The following is a 17,655-nucleotide window of genomic DNA, read 5'->3' as shown; positions in this document are numbered from 1 at the left end:
AAAATCTGCACCTTAATTAGTTGGTTGTTTAGTCCAACTTTTGGGGTGCAGATCAATTAGCCGCACTTTTTATGTAGGGATAAATTTATTTCTTTGGAGCTTGCATAAAGCGGAAGAAATCGCTGTCTGGTTTGAGTAACATCATATTATCTGAACCAGCAAAGCTTGTTTGGTAGGCTTTTAAGCTACGGACAAAACTATAAAATTCAGGCTCCTGCCCAAATGCCTCACTGTAGAGTTTAGCTGCTGCTGCATCGCCTTCACCACGTAACTGTTGCGCAGTTTTGTTTGCATTTGCGGTAATCAAGGTGACTTTACGATCCACATCGGCTTGGATGAATGCGGCTTTTTCTTTACCTTGAGAACGATGTTCACGAGCAACCGCATCACGTTCTGCACGCATGCGTTGATAAATAGATGATGACACTTCATCAGGTAAATTGATTTGTTTAATACGAACATCAACTACTTCAATACCTAACTCAGCGGTGCTGTCTTCGCCGGAATTCAGGGATTTTTTCGCCCCTTCCATTAATTCGCCACGGGTACCGGAAACAATGTCTTTAATGGTACGTGTACCAATTTCAGAACGTAAACGGTCGCCGACTTTTCGTTGTAATAAATTTTCCGCAAGATTTTTATCGCCGCCACCTGTTGAGGTATAAAAACGACCAAAATCGCTGATTTTCCATTTTACGTAAGAATCTACGAGTAAGTCTTTTTTCTCAACGGTCACAAAACGATCTGCTTTGCCATCAAGGGTTTGAATTCTTGCGTCAAGCAATGTCAAGCTATCTACAATCGGTAGCTTGAAATGCAAGCCAGGGTGATAGATTTTTACAGTGTTATCGCTATCGCGTTGTACTTTTCCGAAGCGCATCATAATTCCGCGTGTTCCTTCTTGTACGACAACAACACTGGAATAAATGACTAACGCAAGAATAATGATAATTGGCGTTAAAAATTTACGCATTAGTTAAATCTCCCTTGACGTTCTACGGCTGAAGGTTGTGCAGGCTTCACTGGCTGCGTTAAAACAGGCTGAGAATTTACCGCACTTTGTGGCTGTGTTGTTGATGTTGGTTGAGCAGCAGGTTGTTGCGCTTTATTACGCAAAAGCTGATCAAGCGGCAACACCGTCATACTACTTCCATTATCCATCATCACTTTTGGTGTTTTCGCCATTACATTTTCCATGGTTTCAATGTATAAGCGTTCTTTTAATACCGTTGGATTGGCTTTAAATTCGGGTAATAAACGCTGGAAACGTTCTACTTCCCCTTGTGCCTCTAGCACAATTTGATCTTTATAAGCAGTCGCTTCTTCAATAATACGTTGTGCATTACCGCGAGCAATAGGTTCGCGTTCACGGGCATAAGCCTCCGCTTCACGAATATAACGTTGTTCATCTTCTTGCGCCTTAATGGCATCATCAAAGGCATCTTTAACTTCTTCAGGTGGACGTGCAGATTGGAAGTTGACATCAATGATATTTAAGCCCATATCGTAAGACTTAATAATCTCATTCAAGGCTTTCCATGTGTTATCACGCACTACCGCACGTTCTTTGGTTAAAATATTATCCATTGTCATGTGACCAATCACATAACGTAATGCACTATCTGTCGCCTGCGCAAGACTGTCATCGGCATTGATAACACTAAAGAGATATTTCGCCGGGTCGGAAACGCGATATTGAACGGTTAATTCTACGCGTACCATATTTTCATCTTGCGTCAACATCGCCCCTTGCGTTTTCAGATCACGCACTTGTTCTACGTTGACAGGAATGACTTTATCAATAAATGTCGGTTTCCAGTTTAAACCCGGTTGAACAATAGCGTGTAGTTGTCCAAAACGAGTCACCACGCCACGTTCCGCTTCTTTGACCGTATAAAAACCACTGACACCCCAAATCACCGCACCAAGCAAGGCGGCAAGTGGTAAGAATTTACCAAATTGGACAGGCGCCTGATTCTTTCCGTTGTTATTATTGTTTGAGCCAGATTTATTGCCACCTAACTTTTTCAACAAATTAGAAAAAGCTTCTTCTAAATCAGGTGGGGCTTGCTCGCCTTGTTGATGAGAACCTTGGTTTTTGGGTTCATCGACAGGTTTATTATTAGACGGCTGGCTGTTTTTACCAGGTGCCGCCCAAGGATCTTGATCCTGAGCCATTTGTTTCTCCATTATCGTCATAAAAAGAATGTGAAAATTTTGTGAACAGTCTAAACAAAAATAGACCACAAGTCTATGTAATATAGTGATATAATTTGCGTTTTCAAATAGAAAGATAGGAAAGATTATGTCCCATGATGAAACGAATCCAAAATTAACCGCACTTCAGTCATTTTTGCCCTTAGTCATATTATTCGGGCTAGATTATTTTACTGTAACCCTTACTGATAATGCATTTTTATCAGCATATAGTTTGGCTATTTTCGCCGCGGAAATTTTATTGTTAATCGTGTTTAGCAAAGGCGAAATTTGTAATGGTCAACGAAGCCGTTTGATTAAAGCGAATCATTATCTCGGTTTGTTTTGGGCTGTTTGGTTAATCATGGCGATTTTGCAAGGTTCCCCATCATCCATAATACTTTCTTTATTAGGGCTTGCCGTAGCCGCTATGATTGCTTGGCGTCATTATTTATCCGTGGCAAGCGGATTGTCTTTATTGGGGCTAATCCTTTATTTTTATATGGTAAGTCAACAGCATGAAATAGCTCTGCGCTGGCTTTGCTATAACCCTATTTCTCAATTATTGTTAGGCGTTCTTTTAGCGAATATTTTGTTATTAATTTCTCGCAATCGCTTACAAGGCTTTATCGCGCTATTGCCATTTGCCATGGCAATCTTGCTTGCACTAAATGCTTTTTATGTGTTGAGTATATTGGCATTTTTCGCTGAAACAATGCCAACGGTTCCCGATATGCCAATGGAATTGCCGGTTTTAGTGTATTTCTTTTTACATATTATGATGATGGCAATTATCGCTTTTCATATTTTGCGTAAAATTAAATTAGACTATTTCAACTTAATTTTACTTTTCTTTATGGCAGCAAGTTTGCCGATTTGGTTAGGCTTCTTAGTACAGCCTCTTTAAAGCAAAAAGAGTAGCAGAGTAGTAGCACAATCACCCTATACGACTTGGATAGTTTGTATAGGGTTTTCATTTCTTCCCAAACTCTCCTTTGGACTTACTCCAAAGCATCGCTTATATTCTCGGCTAAATTGACTAGGGCTTTCATAGCCAACTTGAAATGCCGCCATAGCGACAGGTAAATTTTCTTGTGAAATTAACCGCTTGGCTTCCAGCAATTTTAATGTTTTTTGATATTGCAAAGGCGATAAGGTGGTCAATTTTTTAAAATGAGCATGAAAGCCGGACAAAGACATACCACAACATTCCGCCAGTGTTTCTACCTGTATGCTTTCTCGGAAATGTGCCTGTAAATACGCCGTTGCTTTGGCAATTTTTTGCGTATTTGAGTCAAAGCTGACCATCTGTTTTAACTTCTCGCCTTGCTCCCCTTTGAGTAATCGATAATAAATTTCTTGCTGAATAAGTGGTGCAATAAATTCAATATCTTTTGGATTTTCGTGCAAGATAAGTAACCGTTCAAAAGCATTACGTAATTCAGGGCTTAAATCCCATTGAGTAAAAGCGGTAGAATTTTCCGATTTTTCGGCAAAAAGTGCGGGCTGTTCTAACAAAATTTTATTGACGGCTTGTAAATCTATTTTCATTGATAACACCACAAAAGGCTTTTCTGGTGTTGCTTGCTTGATCTTACCGCACATAGGTACATTCACAGGGCAAAACATAAAATGCTGTTCGTCAAACAAATAGTATTGTTCGCCTAATTGCACTTCACGCTCCCCTTTTACCACAATACAAATGCTCGGTTCTTGGATGACATTTTCATAAGAAAAAGGGCGATCAGAATGATGAATAACCAAACCTTGAACAGGCGAATAATAGGTCTGATTAGGCGGAATAACTTTTAATAAGTGCTTAAATTGCTGTTCTGATAACATAATAATTTAGATAAATAGGCAAGAATTTTAGATAAATGATATACCGCAAAATTGTTCAGATCAATATACTAACGCCATTGAAACAAACAACAGAAGGAAAACATAATGAAAATTTTTTATCACACATCAGCAACAGCAACAGGCGGTCGTGACGGCAGAACACAAGTAGATGACGGCTCAATCGGCTTTGATTTAGTGTCATTCCAAAATGAAAGTGGCAAAATCGGCACAAATCCTGAACAACTTTTCGCGATGGGCTATGCGGCTTGTTTTGATAGCGCAATGAACCATGTTGCACCGAGCTTAGGCTTAAAACCAACTTCATCAAGCACAACTGTAGGCGTAGGTATTGGTCAAAAACCAGATGGTGCATTCAGCCTTGATTTAGACATTACCATTACTGTAGCAGGTTTAAGCGTAGAAGATGCGAAAAAACTCATTGAAAAAGCTCACGAAGTTTGCCCATATTCAAACGCAACACGTGGCAATGTTGATGTGCGTTTACATGTAAATGTAATGCAAACATTTGATTTATAATAATACTGGCCCTACGCTCTAGCGTGGGGTTTCTTGATTTTGAAGGAAGGAAATACAATGATTACCTTACATTATTTAAAACAATCTTGCGCCCATCGTATTGTGTGGTTACTTGAAGCCTTAGAATTAGATTACGAGCTTAAAATCTATGATCGCGATCCACAAACTGCGCTTGCTCCTGCTGAATTAAAAGCACAGCATCCACTTGGTAAGGCCCCGGTGCTACAAGATGGCGATTTAATTCTTGCAGAAGGTACTGCAATTATTCAGCACTTACTTGATCGCTATGATGATGAAAACCGCTTTACCCCAGCCCACAAAACGGATGCTTATTCTAACTATGTATATTGGCTAGCAATTTCTGCCTCTATGTTTTCAGCAAATATGTTTGCATTACTGACAAAACGTGGCGATTTTGGTGATTTTGCTCAATATGCTGCAGCACAAACACCACTTTATTTCAATCATGTGGAACAGCATCTTGAAGGGAAAAAATGGGTTGTCGGTGAGCAACTCACAGGCGCTGATTTTGCGATGAGTTTCCCACTACAATGGGGATTAAATTACCTCAACAAAGCTGATTATCCGAATATTGTTCGCTACATCGAACAAATTGAAAATCACCCAGCCTATCTCAAAGCTAATGAGAAAACAAAAGGCAACTTGGATTTAAGTCGATTTTAGTCTATTTTTGTTCCCCCACAAAAAAGCGACTGTTTGACCAGTCGCTTTTGTTATGATGGGAGAATAATTAAAATCCTTCCTCAAAATCTTTATCTTCTGCAATTTTGATTTGCATATGTTCGCGTTTTAAGCCTAAATCGTAAGCGATAGCAATTGCAACGAAGATGGATGAATAAGTACCAAATGCAATACCAATTAATAGTGCAAGAGAGAAACTATAAATCGTTGAACCACCGAAGACAAGCAATGCGATAACTACGAATAAGGTCGTTACTGATGTCATCATTGTTCTCGATAAGGTTTGTGTTAACGAGATATCAATAATTTCTTCGCTACTTAAACGGCGTACTTTACGGAAGTTTTCGCGTACACGGTCAAATACCACGATACTATCATTTAATGAGTAACCGACCACAGACAAAATCGCTGCCACGAAAGTTAAATCCATCTCAATTTGTAAAAATGAGAAGATACCGAGCGTGACAATAACGTCATGGGCGAGAGCCATAATACCGCCTGTTCCTAAACGCCATTCAAAGCGTAAACCAACGTAGGCAAGTAATAAGGCTAAGGTCGCTAATGTCCCATAGATTGCGCTTTCGGCTAATTCGTCCCCTACATTAGGTCCTACAAATTCTACGGAACGAATTTGAATATTGGGATCAAGTGCGGTCATCATGTCTTTGATTTTATTGCCCACTTGCGCATCGGCGGCTGTTGCAGGTAAACGAATCATGACGTCACTCGTTGAGCCGGTGGTTTGCACTAATGCATTTTCAATACCATTTTCGCCTAAGGTTGAACGCACTTTGTCGAGATTAGCCGATTGAGAGAAGTGGGTATCAATGACCACACCACCTGTAAAATCCAATCCCCAGTTAAAACCTTTGGTGAAGATAAAGAAAAAGCATGTTGCTGTGAGCAAAATCGAGAATAAATAACCGAATTTGCGGAATTTCATAAAGTGAACAAGGCTAAAAGGTAAGCCAACGCCTTGATATTCATGTTTTTGTTTAAGTGAATTCACTGTATTTTCTCCGCCCTAAATAGATAATTTTTCAACACGTCTGCCGCCGTAAATCCAGTTCACCAGCATACGTGTACCTGTGATTGCCGTAAACATTGAAATGGCAACCCCTAATGCAAGGGTAACAGCAAAGCCTTTAACCGGACCGGTACCTACCGCATAAAGCACGATAGAGGTTAAAATGGTGGTTAAGTTGGCATCAAAAATTGATGTCCATGCACCGGCATAACCTTCATTAATGGCTTGCTGAATTGGACGACCGTTACGAATTTCTTCTTTGATACGTTCAAAGATTAGTACGTTGGCATCTACAGACATCCCCACAGATAAGATAATCCCTGCAATCCCCGGCATAGTTAAGGTTACCCCGGGAAGCAATGACATCAATCCTACCACTAAGATCATATTCGCCCCCAGAGCCAAACTTGCAATAATACCAAAGAGTTTGTAATACACTACGCAGAATAAAACCACAATAGCTAAGCCCCAAAGACCGGCTTTTAAACCTTGTTCCACATTTTGCGCACCAAGCGAAGGACCTACGGTACGTTCTTCAACAATTTGAATCGGCGCAATTAATGCCCCGGAACGCAGTAACATGGAAAGATTTTGCGCTTCAGCCATACTGCCTACGCCGGTAATTTGGAAATTACTGCCAAAACGACCGCGGATGGTGGCAACACTAATGACTTCTTCATGTTTTTCTAACACGGCTTTACCGTTTTCATCTTTCTTGCCGTTGTCTTTGTATTCAACGTAAAGCACCGCCATTGGTTTTTGGATGTTGATTTTTGTCGCTTGGGACATAAGATCCCCACCTTGTGAATCCAACACGACGCTAACTTGTGGCGACCCCGTATTTTGCTCGATTCCGGAGGAGGCGTTGACAATATGTTCACCACCTAAAATAGCCTTGCGGAATAAAGCAACCGGATTGCCTGCTTTGTCATATTTAACTTCCGTATCCGTCGGTACCATATTACGGCGCATCGCCTCGTAAGAGGTATTCACGTTAACTAAACGGAATTCAAGGGTAGCTGTTGCACCTAAAATTTCTTTTGCACGTGCAGTGTCTTGAATACCCGGTAATTCAACAACAATACGTTCAGCCCCCTGACGTTGGATAACTGCTTCTGCCACCCCTAATTCTTCTACACGTTTGCGTAAAATAATTAAGTTTTGCTCAATGGCATTATTACGCGCTTCAAGTAAACCGGCATCAGATAACCGCATAGAAAATGCGTTATCAGCGGTTTCTGTAATTTCCATATTAGGATGTTGACGGCGTAATAATTGTTGGGCTTGATAGCGTTGTTCCGGGTTTTCTAGCGTGACGTTCGTAGAGAAATCATTACCGCTTTTAATAGAGGTATAGCGAATTTTTTCTTTACGCAAACTTGTTTTCACACTGTCTTGTAATTGTTCTTGACCTTTACTTAATGCCGTGTTCATGTCCACTTCCATTAAGAAACGAACACCACCACGTAAGTCAAGACCCCATTTCATTGGATTACCACCGATTGAGCTTAACCATGCCGGCGTTGCAGGCGCAAGATTTAATGCGGTTGAATATTGATTCCCAAGACGCTCAGCAATTTTATCTTTAGCAAGAAGCTGAGCTGTTGTATCGTTAAAACGCGCTAAAATAGAGCCATTTTCTAATACAATTGATTTGGGTTCGATTTGATTTGCAGTCAATAAACTTTGTACTTCAGCTAATGTTTGAGTATTTGCTTCTTGACCACGAGTACCTGAGATTTGTACGGCAGGATCTTCACCGTAAATATTTGGAAGTGCATATAAAGCACCAATGGCGATCACAAGGATCACCATTAGATTCTTCCATAAAGGGAAACGGTTTAACATGAGTTAAATGCCTTTTGGATTAAAGAGTTTTCACAGAGCCTTTTGGCAATACGGCAGCGATATAGTTACGGTTAATCGTCACTTCGCTGTTTGCGTTTAATTGGATAACCACTTCGCTAGAGCCTTCAGTGATTTTGCTGATTTTACCGATTAAACCACCTGCAGTTAACACTTCTGTGCCTTTTGCTAATGATTCCATTAACGCTTTGTGTTCTTTGTTACGTTTTGCTTGTGGACGGTAAATCATAAAATAGAAGATTAAACCGAAGATAGCAAAAATAATTAACATTGACATTGGGCTGCCTTGTTGAGCTTCCATGTTTTTTCCTTTTTTGTAAGTTAAAGTTAATAAAAATTAGGGTGCTAAAATAGCATAAAATCAGCTTAATTGCTAATGTTCATTTTGTATTCTATTTGCCCATTAGGTGTGGTGTATTTTTCGCAAGAAATAATACGACATTGCATTTCATGGCATAAAATTTCAAAATCTTTCACCGCACTTGTGTGTCCAAATTGTATTTCTAAATAATGCCCTTTGGCTAATTTTTCAAGGGCATTTTTTGTCATTAATAAAGGGACAGGGCAGTGGTAATGGCGTAGATCTAGCTGTTTCATTCGCGTACTTTACGGCGTTCCGCCATAATTTTGCCCATCTTATTGAGTTGTTCTGGAGGCAAAAATTGTTTTCCCATTTCAAACAACGGCTCTTCAAGAGCAATATGCTTGTCATAGGCGGCAATAAATTGCTCAATAAGAGAATTTTCGACCCTATCACGTTGCTCTTGAATCAGCTCAATTAATTGTGCTGAAAGTGCGGTCCAATTTGTGTGTAAATGGATATGTTGACGTTCTAGTTCATCAACATCGCTTTTAGCTTGTGGTGCAACTTTTACTAACGCCGGGAAAAAGTCTTTTTCTTCGTCATCATGGTGTAAAGGTGCCGCGATATTAAAATAATTCAAAATTTGTTGAACATCATTTTTGACGGCTTGATTGAGCCCCTTTTCCTCAAGATAAGAAGGCAAAATACTTAATTGACGACAAAAATTTTTGACACGCCCATGGCAAGCATAAAGCATCTCTATGGGATTTTCCCAAGAGGGGGCATGTGGTTGATTTGAGGAATGAATGTTTATCATATGATTATGTTAGGTTATTAGGGCGAAATCGTTTCGCCCTACATCGAATGTGATAGATTATTTCACTGCTTTTTGTAATGGCGGTATTTCTTTACCGATTTTGGCATAAAATTCCACCACAAAATCATCGAAACGATCTTCTTCAATGGCGGTACGAATTTGTTCCATTAAGCGTTGATAATAGCGTAAATTATGAATAGTATTTAAGCGGGCACCTAAAATTTCACCGCACTTATCTAAATGATATAAATAGGCTTTGGTGTAATTTTTACAGGTGTAGCAATCACATTCCGGATCAAGTGCGGTGGTATCTGAACGATATTTTGCATTACGGATTTTCACCACACCATCGCTGACAAATAAATGACCGTTACGGGCATTGCGGGTTGGCATCACGCAATCGAACATATCAATACCACGGCGCACGCCTTCCACTAAGTCTTCAGGTTTACCCACGCCCATTAAATAGCGCGGTTTGTCCGTAGGCAATAATGGGGTGGTAAATTCCAAAATACGGTGCATTTCTTCTTTTGGCTCACCAACGGCTAAACCGCCTACCGCATAACCGTCAAAACCGATATTCACCAAACCTTCGGCGGAAATTTTACGTAATTCTTCGTAAGTTCCCCCTTGCACGATACCAAATAATGCACGTGGATTTTCTAATTCATCAAAACGATCACGGCTACGTTTTGCCCAACGTAAAGACATTTCCATAGATTTTTTCGCATAATTGAAAGTCGCCGGATAAGGCGTACATTCGTCAAAAATCATCACGATGTCTGAGCCTAAATCATATTGAATTTCCATGGATTTTTCTGGTGATAAAAAGATTTTTTCACCATTAATTGGGTTTTGGAATGTTACCCCTTCTTCTTTAATTTTACGTAATTGACCTAAGCTAAACACTTGGAAGCCACCGCTGTCCGTTAAAATTGGGCGATGCCATTGCATAAAGTCATGCAGATCGCCATGCATTTTCATGACTTCTTGCCCCGGACGTAACCATAAATGAAAGGTGTTACCAAGTAAGATTTCTGCCCCGGTGGCTCGGACTTCTTCAGGTGTCATTCCTTTTACCGTACCATAGGTGCCAACAGGCATAAATGCAGGGGTTTGTACTTTAAATTCGCCTTGCGGACGTTGAAAAACCATTTCGCCACGGCGCGCCGTTCCGCTGGTTGTTTTGAGATTAAATTTCATAAGCTTCCTTTTGTTAGAGAAACAGTCTAACGGTTATTGGTTTAACATTACTGTGTACTAAACAGCTGTTTTTTTAGTGATAAACATCGAATCACCATAACTAAAAAAACGATAGCGATTTTCCACCGCACTTTTATAAGCATTCATTGTATGCTCATAGCCGGCAAAAGCTGAAACAAGCATAATTAACGTGCTTTCAGGTAAGTGGAAATTGGTAATTAAGCAATCAATGACACGGAATTTTTTGCCGGGGTAAATAAAAATTGACGTGTCAGAGTAAAAAGGTTCAATAAGTTGTGATGAACCTTTTTCTTCCGCGGCCAACGCCGCACTCTCAATAGAGCGTACGGATGTAGTTCCTACCGCAATGACACGTTTGCCGGCAGCTTTTGTGGCTAAAATAGCCTCGCAAACCTCTTTGGAAACCTCCACATATTCAGCATGCATATGGTGGTCTTCAATTTTTTCTACGCGTACGGGTTGGAATGTGCCTGCGCCTACGTGTAAGGTCACAAACGCAAAATTAACCCCTTTTGCTTTAAGTTTCATCAATAATTCGTCATCAAAATGTAAACCTGCCGTAGGTGCGGCAACCGCACCGGGAACTTTGTTATACACCGTTTGATAACGCTCTTGATCCGCGTCTTCATCAGGGCGATCAATATAGGGTGGCAATGGCATATGCCCAATTTTTTGTAACACATCTAAAAGTGCGGTGGATTTATCGACAATTTCGAGTTCAAACAGCGCATCTTGACGTCCAATCATCATGACTTTGACGCCATGTCCTTCACCGAGTTTATCTTCGCCTAAAATTAATTCAGCACCGGTTTTAGGGGCTTTACTTGAACGAACATGGGCTAAAAATGTGGTTTCAGTTAAAACCCGTTCAACTAATACTTCAATTTTCCCACCAGATATTTTACGTCCATACATACGCGCAGGAATCACTCGGGTATTGTTAAAAATGAGTAAATCGCCCTCATTAATTAAATCCAGTACATCGCTAAAAGTGCGGTGAAAAATTGCGCCATTTTCCCCATTCAGTTGTAATAAACGACTCGCTGTACGTTCAGGTTTAGGATAACGAGCAATTAATTCGTCAGGTAAATCAAAATGGAAATCAGATAGGTTCATAATATTTACGCCAAAATTTTTTGCCGTAGTCTATTTTGATTTTGCTTTGAGTACAAGTAAAAACCTTTATTTTTAGGCAAATTTTCGCTAAAATTTCGCGATTATTTTCAAGGGCAACACAAGGTAAAATGTCAAAACAAGCTCAATTTTATGTGATTGAAAATACACAGCCACAAGGCGAACTTTCTGCTACTGAAAAATTAGCCTGTGATTTATCAGCGCAATTATGGCGAGCAGGAAAACGTATTTTGGTGGCTTGTGAAACGGAAGAGCAAGCCTTGCGGTTAGACGAAGCATTATGGCAACGCGATGTGGATGAATTTGTTCCCCATAATTTATCTGGCGAAGTGACTAATTTTGCCACGCCCATTGAAATCAGCTGGGTCGGTAAACGCAATGCACAGCGCCGAGATGTGTTGATTTCATTGCAACATAACGTCCCCGACTTTGCTCAAAGCTTTAATCATATCATTGATTTTGTCCCCAAGAACGAAACAGAAAAAGCTCAGGCGAGAGAACGCTATAAACAGTATCGTCAGTTGGGCTGGCAATTGAGTACGGAGCAGGTTTAGGGTGGATATGTTAGATATGGCAATTCTCAGAACCTTTAACCTTGTTCTTAACAGTATGATATTAAACAATGAATAATAAACTAGACCAAATTGAACACTTAAAAAATCAGCTAGCTCAATATCGTCCGCTTTCCGCGGCTGAAGTGCAACGCTTGCGAGAAGAGTTTATTATTGAGAGCAGTTATAATTCTAATGCGATTGAAGGAAATACAATCACATTGCGTGAAACAGTGCTGATTTTAAAAGAAGGCATTACCATTGCAGAAAAGCCAATTCGTGAACATTTGGATATTATCGGTTTTAAAGACGCTTTTAACTATATTTATGAATTAGTGGCAAATAATGAGCCATTAACCGAACGCACGATTAAAGATATTCATTCTTTGGTATTAATGGGAAGTGCGGAAAATCGCGGTGTTTATCGCAAAATTCCTGTGCGTATTTTAGGGGCTGAAAACGAACCGACAGCACCTTATTTAATTGCAGAAGAAATGCAAAGGTTAATTGAAAAATATCAACAGAAACTAACCGCACTTCACCCGATTGAAGCTATTAGCTGGTTACATTTGGCGTTTGAGAGTATTCCCCCTTTTATTGATGGTAACGGACGAACCGGGCGATTGCTGATTAATTTTGAATTGCTCAAACAAGGTTATTTACCGATAGATATTAAATTTACAAACCGAGCAAAATATTATCAATGTTTTGATGATTTTCATAAAAATCAGCAAGATGTAAGTAGTTTGACTGAGCTGATTAGTGATTATGAGTTAGGTGAGTTGGAAAGGTATTTGGCGATTTTGAAACAGAGATAAATTTGTAATTTGGAGTCAAAGGAAATATATGAAAGCAAGTGAAAGTAATTTTTTGAAATTTTTACAAAAAACAACTCAGTTTATTATACCTATTTATCAACGCACATACTCTTGGAACTTAGAACAATGTAAGCAATTATGGGATGATATTAATGAAGCTGGGGAAAATAATAATATATCATCTCACTTTATTGGATCGGTAGTATATATTGAACAAGATACTTACCAAATAAGTTCTAATACCTCAATGTTAGTAATTGATGGGCAACAAAGATTAACAACTTTATTCTTGCTACTTGAAGCATTTGCACGTGAACTACATATTCGTCAAAAAGAAATTGACAATATGTCATCATCTAAACTTAGAAATCGTTATCTATTAAATCCTAGTGAAGATGATGAAGAAGAGTTTAAATTGCTATTAACGGAAACAGATAAAGATAGCCTATTAGCATTATTAAAACAAAAGGATTTACCTAGTTTATTTTCAATTAATATAAGAGACAATTTTAATTATTTTTCTGAACAATTAAAGAAATGCAATGATGACAAACTACAAAATATTTGGGCTGGGGTAAATAAAATTATAGTTGTTGATGTTGCCTTAACTAGAGGTAGAGATAATCCTCAACTAATTTTTGAGAGTATGAATTCTACTGGTAAAGCATTAAGTCAAGTAGATCTTATTAGGAATTTTATTTTAATGGGATTAGAAGAAAAGCAACAAAGAGAGCTTTATATAAATTATTGGCGTAAAATGGAATTATCATTTGGTCAAGAACAATATGAGTCTACATTTAATGCATTTGTTAGACATTACTTGACAATGAAAACTAAATCAATACCAAGGTTCGATGATATTTATGATTCATATAAAAAATATAAGAGAGAAAATAAAAATTCAATTCAAGATTTAGTTACAGATCTTTATAATTATTCAACTTATTTCTGTGATATGTTCTTTGGTAAAAAGACTAGGTATAGTAAAGATAGCCTAAGTCAAGTATTTGAAAGTTTTAAAGAGTTACAAGTTGATGTCGCATACCCACTACTATTAGAGCTATATGGAGATTTTGCAAAAGGCATCTTAAAAGAGAATGAATTTTGTGAAATAGTAAAACTTATTGAGTCTTATATTTTTAGACGATCAATCTGTGAAATACCAACTAACTCATTAAATAAAACATTTGCTACATTTAGCAGAGATATTGATAAAAATGATTATTTAGATAGTATTAAGCGTAACTTCCTTACTTTAAATGATTATCGACGCTTTCCTAATGATGAGGAGTTTAAATTAAAAATATGTCAAAGAAATGTATATGATTTCAGAAATAGTAGATATTTGCTTATCTCTCTTGAGAATATCAAACGAAACAAAGGTAAAATTGTTTTGACTGAAGAATATACAATAGAGCATATTATGCCACAAACTTTATCTAATGAATGGAAGTTAGAATTAGGTGATAAATGGGAGGATTGTTATACAGAAATGCTTCATACATTAGGTAATCTAACACTTACAGAATATAACGTAGAATATAGTAATGAACCATTTTATAAAAAATTATCTCTTCCTGAAAAAGGATTAAAATATAGTCCATTGATGTTAAATACATATTTTAGAGCTCCTGAACTAGATAAATGGAATAAAGAGCATATTCAGAAAAGGGCTAATGATTTAGCAAATAATGCTATACAAATGTGGATTTATCCTACAATTTCTTTAGATCTATAAAATAGAATATTATAAGAGAACCCTAAAATGACCCAAAAATTCGAAATGGCAGATCGTTTCGACTCATCGGCAGTCGAACAAGCACTTTATAAACACTGGGAAGAACAAGGCTATTTTAAGCCGAATGAAAACCCGAATGTTCCAAGTTACTGTATCGCAATTCCACCGCCAAATGTGACGGGGAGTTTGCATATGGGGCACGCTTTCCAGCAAACCTTAATGGATACCTTAATCCGTTTTAACCGTATGGAAGGCAATAATACCCTATGGCAAGCGGGGACTGACCACGCAGGGATTGCGACCCAAATGGTGGTGGAACGTAAAATTGCGGCGGAAGAAGGCAAAACCCGTCACGATTATGGGCGTGAGGCTTTCATCAATAAAATCTGGGATTGGAAAGCTTATTCAGGCGGTACAATCAGCCAGCAAATGCGCCGCTTAGGTAACTCAATCGACTGGGATCGTGAGCGTTTCACAATGGACGAGGGCTTGTCCAATGCGGTAAAAGAAGTGTTCGTGCGTTTACACGAAGAAGGCTTGATTTATCGTGGTAAACGCTTGGTAAACTGGGATCCGAAATTACACACGGCGATTTCCGATCTTGAAGTGGAAAACAAAGAGAGCAAAGGCTCGCTGTGGCATTTCCGCTATCCGTTAGCCAACGGTGCGAAAACAGCGGACGGTAAAGATTATTTGGTGGTGGCGACCACTCGTCCTGAAACGATGTTAGGCGATACAGCGGTGGCGGTTCACCCTGAAGATGAGCGTTATCAATCGTTGATCGGTAAAACCGTAATCCTACCGCTTGCAAACCGTGAAATCCCGATTATTGCAGACGATTATGTAGATCGTGAGTTTGGTACAGGTGTAGTGAAAATTACCCCTGCCCACGACTTCAACGACTACGAAGTAGGTAAACGTCATCAGTTGCCAATGGTGAACGTAATGACCTTAAATGCGGACATTCGTGCGGAAGCGGAAATTATCGGCTCAGACGGTAAACCTTTAACAAATTACACCGCACTTATTCCAGCGGATTATCAAGGTTTAGAGCGTTTTGCCGCTCGTAAGAAAATCGTGGCGGACTTTGAAGCCCTTGGCTTGTTAGAAGAAATTAAACCGCACGACTTAAAAGTGCCTTACGGCGACCGTGGTGGCGTGCCGATTGAACCGATGCTGACAGACCAATGGTATGTGAGCGTGAAACCGCTTGCCGAAGTGGCAACTAAGGCGGTGGAAGACGGTGAAATTCAATTCGTGCCGAAACAGTATGAAAACCTGTATTTCTCTTGGATGCGTGATATTCAAGACTGGTGTATTTCTCGCCAATTATGGTGGGGACACCGTATCCCTGCGTGGTACGATGCGGAAGGCAACGTTTATGTGGCGCGTGATGAAGCGGAAGTGCGTACAAAATACAACTTACCGGCAGATTTAGCCTTAAAACAAGATGAAGACGTGTTAGATACTTGGTTCTCATCAGGCTTATGGACATTCTCAACTTTAGGCTGGCCAGAGCAAACCAAAGAACTCAAAATGTATCACCCGACCGATGTGTTAATCACAGGCTTTGACATCATCTTCTTCTGGGTGGCTCGTATGATTATGTTTACGATGCACTTTATCAAAGATGAAAACGGCAAACCGCAAGTGCCGTTCAAAACCGTGTATGTAACGGGCTTGATCCGTGATGAACAAGGGCAAAAAATGTCGAAATCAAAAGGGAACGTATTAGACCCGATTGATATGATTGACGGTATCAGCCTTGAAGATCTACTTGAAAAACGCACGGGCAATATGATGCAACCGCAGTTGGCGGAAAAAATTGCCAAAGCGACCCGTAAAGAGTTCGAGAACGGTATCGCTCCGCACGGTACGGACGCATTGCGTTTCACCTTGGCGGCATTAGCGAGCAACGGACGTGACATCAACTGGGATATGAAACGTTTGGAAGGCTACCGCAATTTCTGTAACAAATTATGGAATGCGAGCCGTTTCGTACTCACTAACGATAAATTAGACTTATCGGCAGGCGAAGTGGAATACAGCTTGGCGGATCGTTGGATCCAATCCACATTCAACCGCACTGTGGGCGAGTTCCGTGATGCCTTAAGCCAATACCGTTTCGACTTAGCGGCAAATACCATTTACGAGTTCACTTGGAACCAATTCTGTGACTGGTACTTAGAACTCACCAAACCTGTGTTTGCCAACGGTACAGACGCTCAAAAACGTGGTGCAAGCCAAACTCTTGTACGTGTGTTGGAAAAACTATTGCGTTTAGCGCACCCGATTATTCCGTTTATCACGGAAGAAATCTGGCAGAAAGTGAAAGGCTTTGCAGGGGTAGAAGGCGACACCATTATGTTACAACCTTTCCCGAAAGTGGAAGAAAGCCAAATTGACGAAGCGGCGGAAATGCAAATCAACTGGTTGAAAGAGTTGATTGTGGCAGTGCGTAATATTCGAGCAGAATGCAACATCGCCCCAAGCAAAGGCTTGGATTTCTTAGTGCGTAACCTGTCTGACGAACATTGCAAAATGTTAGCGGAAAACGACCGCTTGTTAAAAGCAATGGCGAAGTTAGACAGCGTACAAGTGCTTGCCCAAGGCGAAGAAGCCCCGCTTTCAGTAGCGAAATTGGTGGGTAATGCGGAAGTATTAGTGCCAATGGCTGGCTTTATCAACAAAGATGCCGAGCTTGCTCGTTTAACCAAAGAGATCGAAAAACTTCAAGGCGAAGTTAAACGTATCGAAGGCAAACTCAGCAACGAAGCCTTTGTGGCAAAAGCACCTGAACAAGTGATCGCTAAAGAGCGTGAAAAAATGCAAGAGTACCAAGATGGACTTGAGAAATTGCAGGCGCAGTATAAGGCGATTGAGAATCTGTAAGTGAAAT

The 17,655-nt window shown here is 39.7% G+C and carries 17 protein-coding genes; 7 read left to right on the top strand and 10 right to left on the bottom strand.

Translation table 11 applies throughout. The features are described from left to right. Nucleotides 1-85: 85 nt before the first annotated feature. Nucleotides 86-973, bottom strand: a complete 888-nt coding sequence (gene hflC, locus Q0O89_RS08610; RefSeq protein WP_273318365.1) for a protease modulator HflC — start codon at nt 971-973, stop codon at nt 86-88. Then, complete coding sequence (gene hflK, locus Q0O89_RS08605) at nt 973-2,190, bottom strand: FtsH protease activity modulator HflK (RefSeq protein ID WP_293731312.1); 1,218 nt, start codon at nt 2,188-2,190, stop codon at nt 973-975. Before hflK ends, hflC begins: the two co-directional genes overlap by 1 nt. Before the next feature lie 115 nt (nt 2,191-2,305). Between hflK and Q0O89_RS08600 the strand changes: the two genes are divergently transcribed. Continuing rightward, on the top strand, nt 2,306-3,103 hold the full coding sequence (locus Q0O89_RS08600; RefSeq protein ID WP_293731311.1) for a hypothetical protein: 798 nt from the start codon (nt 2,306-2,308) through the stop codon (nt 3,101-3,103). 35 nt (nt 3,104-3,138) lie between these two features. Here the strand turns inward: Q0O89_RS08600 and Q0O89_RS08595 are convergent, their stop codons facing one another. Beyond that, nucleotides 3,139-4,038, bottom strand: a complete 900-nt coding sequence (locus tag Q0O89_RS08595) for an AraC family transcriptional regulator (RefSeq protein WP_293731310.1) — start codon at nt 4,036-4,038, stop codon at nt 3,139-3,141. Nucleotides 4,039-4,143: 105 nt separating this feature from the next. On the opposite strand from Q0O89_RS08595, the gene Q0O89_RS08590 reads away from it, so the two are divergent. Next, nucleotides 4,144-4,575 (top strand): organic hydroperoxide resistance protein, encoded by a 432-nt coding sequence (locus Q0O89_RS08590; RefSeq protein ID WP_293731309.1) that lies wholly within the window; start codon nt 4,144-4,146, stop codon nt 4,573-4,575. A gap of 57 nt (nt 4,576-4,632) precedes the next feature. After that, nucleotides 4,633-5,259 carry a glutathione S-transferase family protein gene (locus tag Q0O89_RS08585; protein WP_293731307.1) on the top strand — a complete coding sequence of 209 codons (627 nt, stop codon included), beginning with the start codon at nt 4,633-4,635 and terminating at the stop codon, nt 5,257-5,259. Between the two features lie 67 nt (nt 5,260-5,326). Here Q0O89_RS08585 and secF read toward each other — a convergent pair whose 3' ends face one another. From secF to queA, 7 genes are all read right to left on the bottom strand, one after another. Further along, nucleotides 5,327-6,220, bottom strand: a complete 894-nt coding sequence (gene secF / locus Q0O89_RS08580) for a protein translocase subunit SecF (RefSeq protein WP_293731314.1) — start codon at nt 6,218-6,220, stop codon at nt 5,327-5,329. An 81-nt stretch (nt 6,221-6,301) separates the two neighbouring features. Continuing rightward, nucleotides 6,302-8,152: a protein translocase subunit SecD gene (gene secD / locus Q0O89_RS08575; RefSeq protein WP_293731305.1), complete on the bottom strand. Its 1,851-nt coding sequence runs from the start codon at nt 8,150-8,152 to the stop codon at nt 6,302-6,304. A 19-nt stretch (nt 8,153-8,171) separates the two neighbouring features. Then, nucleotides 8,172-8,471, bottom strand: a complete 300-nt coding sequence (gene yajC / locus Q0O89_RS08570) for a preprotein translocase subunit YajC (protein ID WP_115638336.1) — start codon at nt 8,469-8,471, stop codon at nt 8,172-8,174. Nucleotides 8,472-8,536: 65 nt separating this feature from the next. Further along, the gene (locus Q0O89_RS08565; protein WP_293731302.1) at nt 8,537-8,767 is read right to left on the bottom strand and encodes a sulfurtransferase TusA family protein; all 231 of its coding nucleotides are present in this window, start codon (nt 8,765-8,767) and stop codon (nt 8,537-8,539) included. After that, on the bottom strand, nt 8,764-9,291 hold the full coding sequence (locus tag Q0O89_RS08560; RefSeq protein ID WP_293731301.1) for a hemerythrin domain-containing protein: 528 nt from the start codon (nt 9,289-9,291) through the stop codon (nt 8,764-8,766). The genes Q0O89_RS08565 and Q0O89_RS08560 overlap by 4 nt, the downstream gene beginning before the upstream one ends. Nucleotides 9,292-9,348: 57 nt before the next feature. Continuing rightward, nucleotides 9,349-10,494 (bottom strand): tRNA guanosine(34) transglycosylase Tgt, encoded by a 1,146-nt coding sequence (gene tgt / locus Q0O89_RS08555; RefSeq protein ID WP_293731300.1) that lies wholly within the window; start codon nt 10,492-10,494, stop codon nt 9,349-9,351. A gap of 57 nt (nt 10,495-10,551) precedes the next feature. After that, nucleotides 10,552-11,631, bottom strand: coding sequence for a tRNA preQ1(34) S-adenosylmethionine ribosyltransferase-isomerase QueA (queA, locus tag Q0O89_RS08550; RefSeq protein ID WP_293731299.1), 1,080 nt, complete (start codon nt 11,629-11,631; stop codon nt 10,552-10,554). A 128-nt stretch (nt 11,632-11,759) separates the two neighbouring features. On the opposite strand from queA, the gene Q0O89_RS08545 reads away from it, so the two are divergent. From Q0O89_RS08545 to Q0O89_RS08530, 4 genes are all read left to right on the top strand, one after another. Further along, complete coding sequence (locus tag Q0O89_RS08545; protein ID WP_293731298.1) at nt 11,760-12,203, top strand: DNA polymerase III subunit chi; 444 nt, start codon at nt 11,760-11,762, stop codon at nt 12,201-12,203. A 68-nt stretch (nt 12,204-12,271) separates the two neighbouring features. Next, nucleotides 12,272-13,018 carry a Fic family protein gene (locus Q0O89_RS08540; RefSeq protein WP_293731297.1) on the top strand — a complete coding sequence of 249 codons (747 nt, stop codon included), beginning with the start codon at nt 12,272-12,274 and terminating at the stop codon, nt 13,016-13,018. Nucleotides 13,019-13,046: 28 nt separating this feature from the next. Then, nucleotides 13,047-14,756 (top strand): DUF262 domain-containing protein, encoded by a 1,710-nt coding sequence (locus Q0O89_RS08535; protein ID WP_293731295.1) that lies wholly within the window; start codon nt 13,047-13,049, stop codon nt 14,754-14,756. 27 nt (nt 14,757-14,783) lie between these two features. Continuing rightward, nucleotides 14,784-17,648: a valine--tRNA ligase gene (locus Q0O89_RS08530; protein WP_293731293.1), complete on the top strand. Its 2,865-nt coding sequence runs from the start codon at nt 14,784-14,786 to the stop codon at nt 17,646-17,648. Nucleotides 17,649-17,655: the final 7 nt, after the last annotated feature.

Source organism: uncultured Actinobacillus sp. (assembly GCF_945915845.1).
In the GTDB taxonomy this organism is placed as follows: domain Bacteria; phylum Pseudomonadota; class Gammaproteobacteria; order Enterobacterales; family Pasteurellaceae; genus Exercitatus.
Note: the sequence above shows the minus strand (reverse complement) of the source record. Positions and strands in the feature narration are given on the sequence as shown.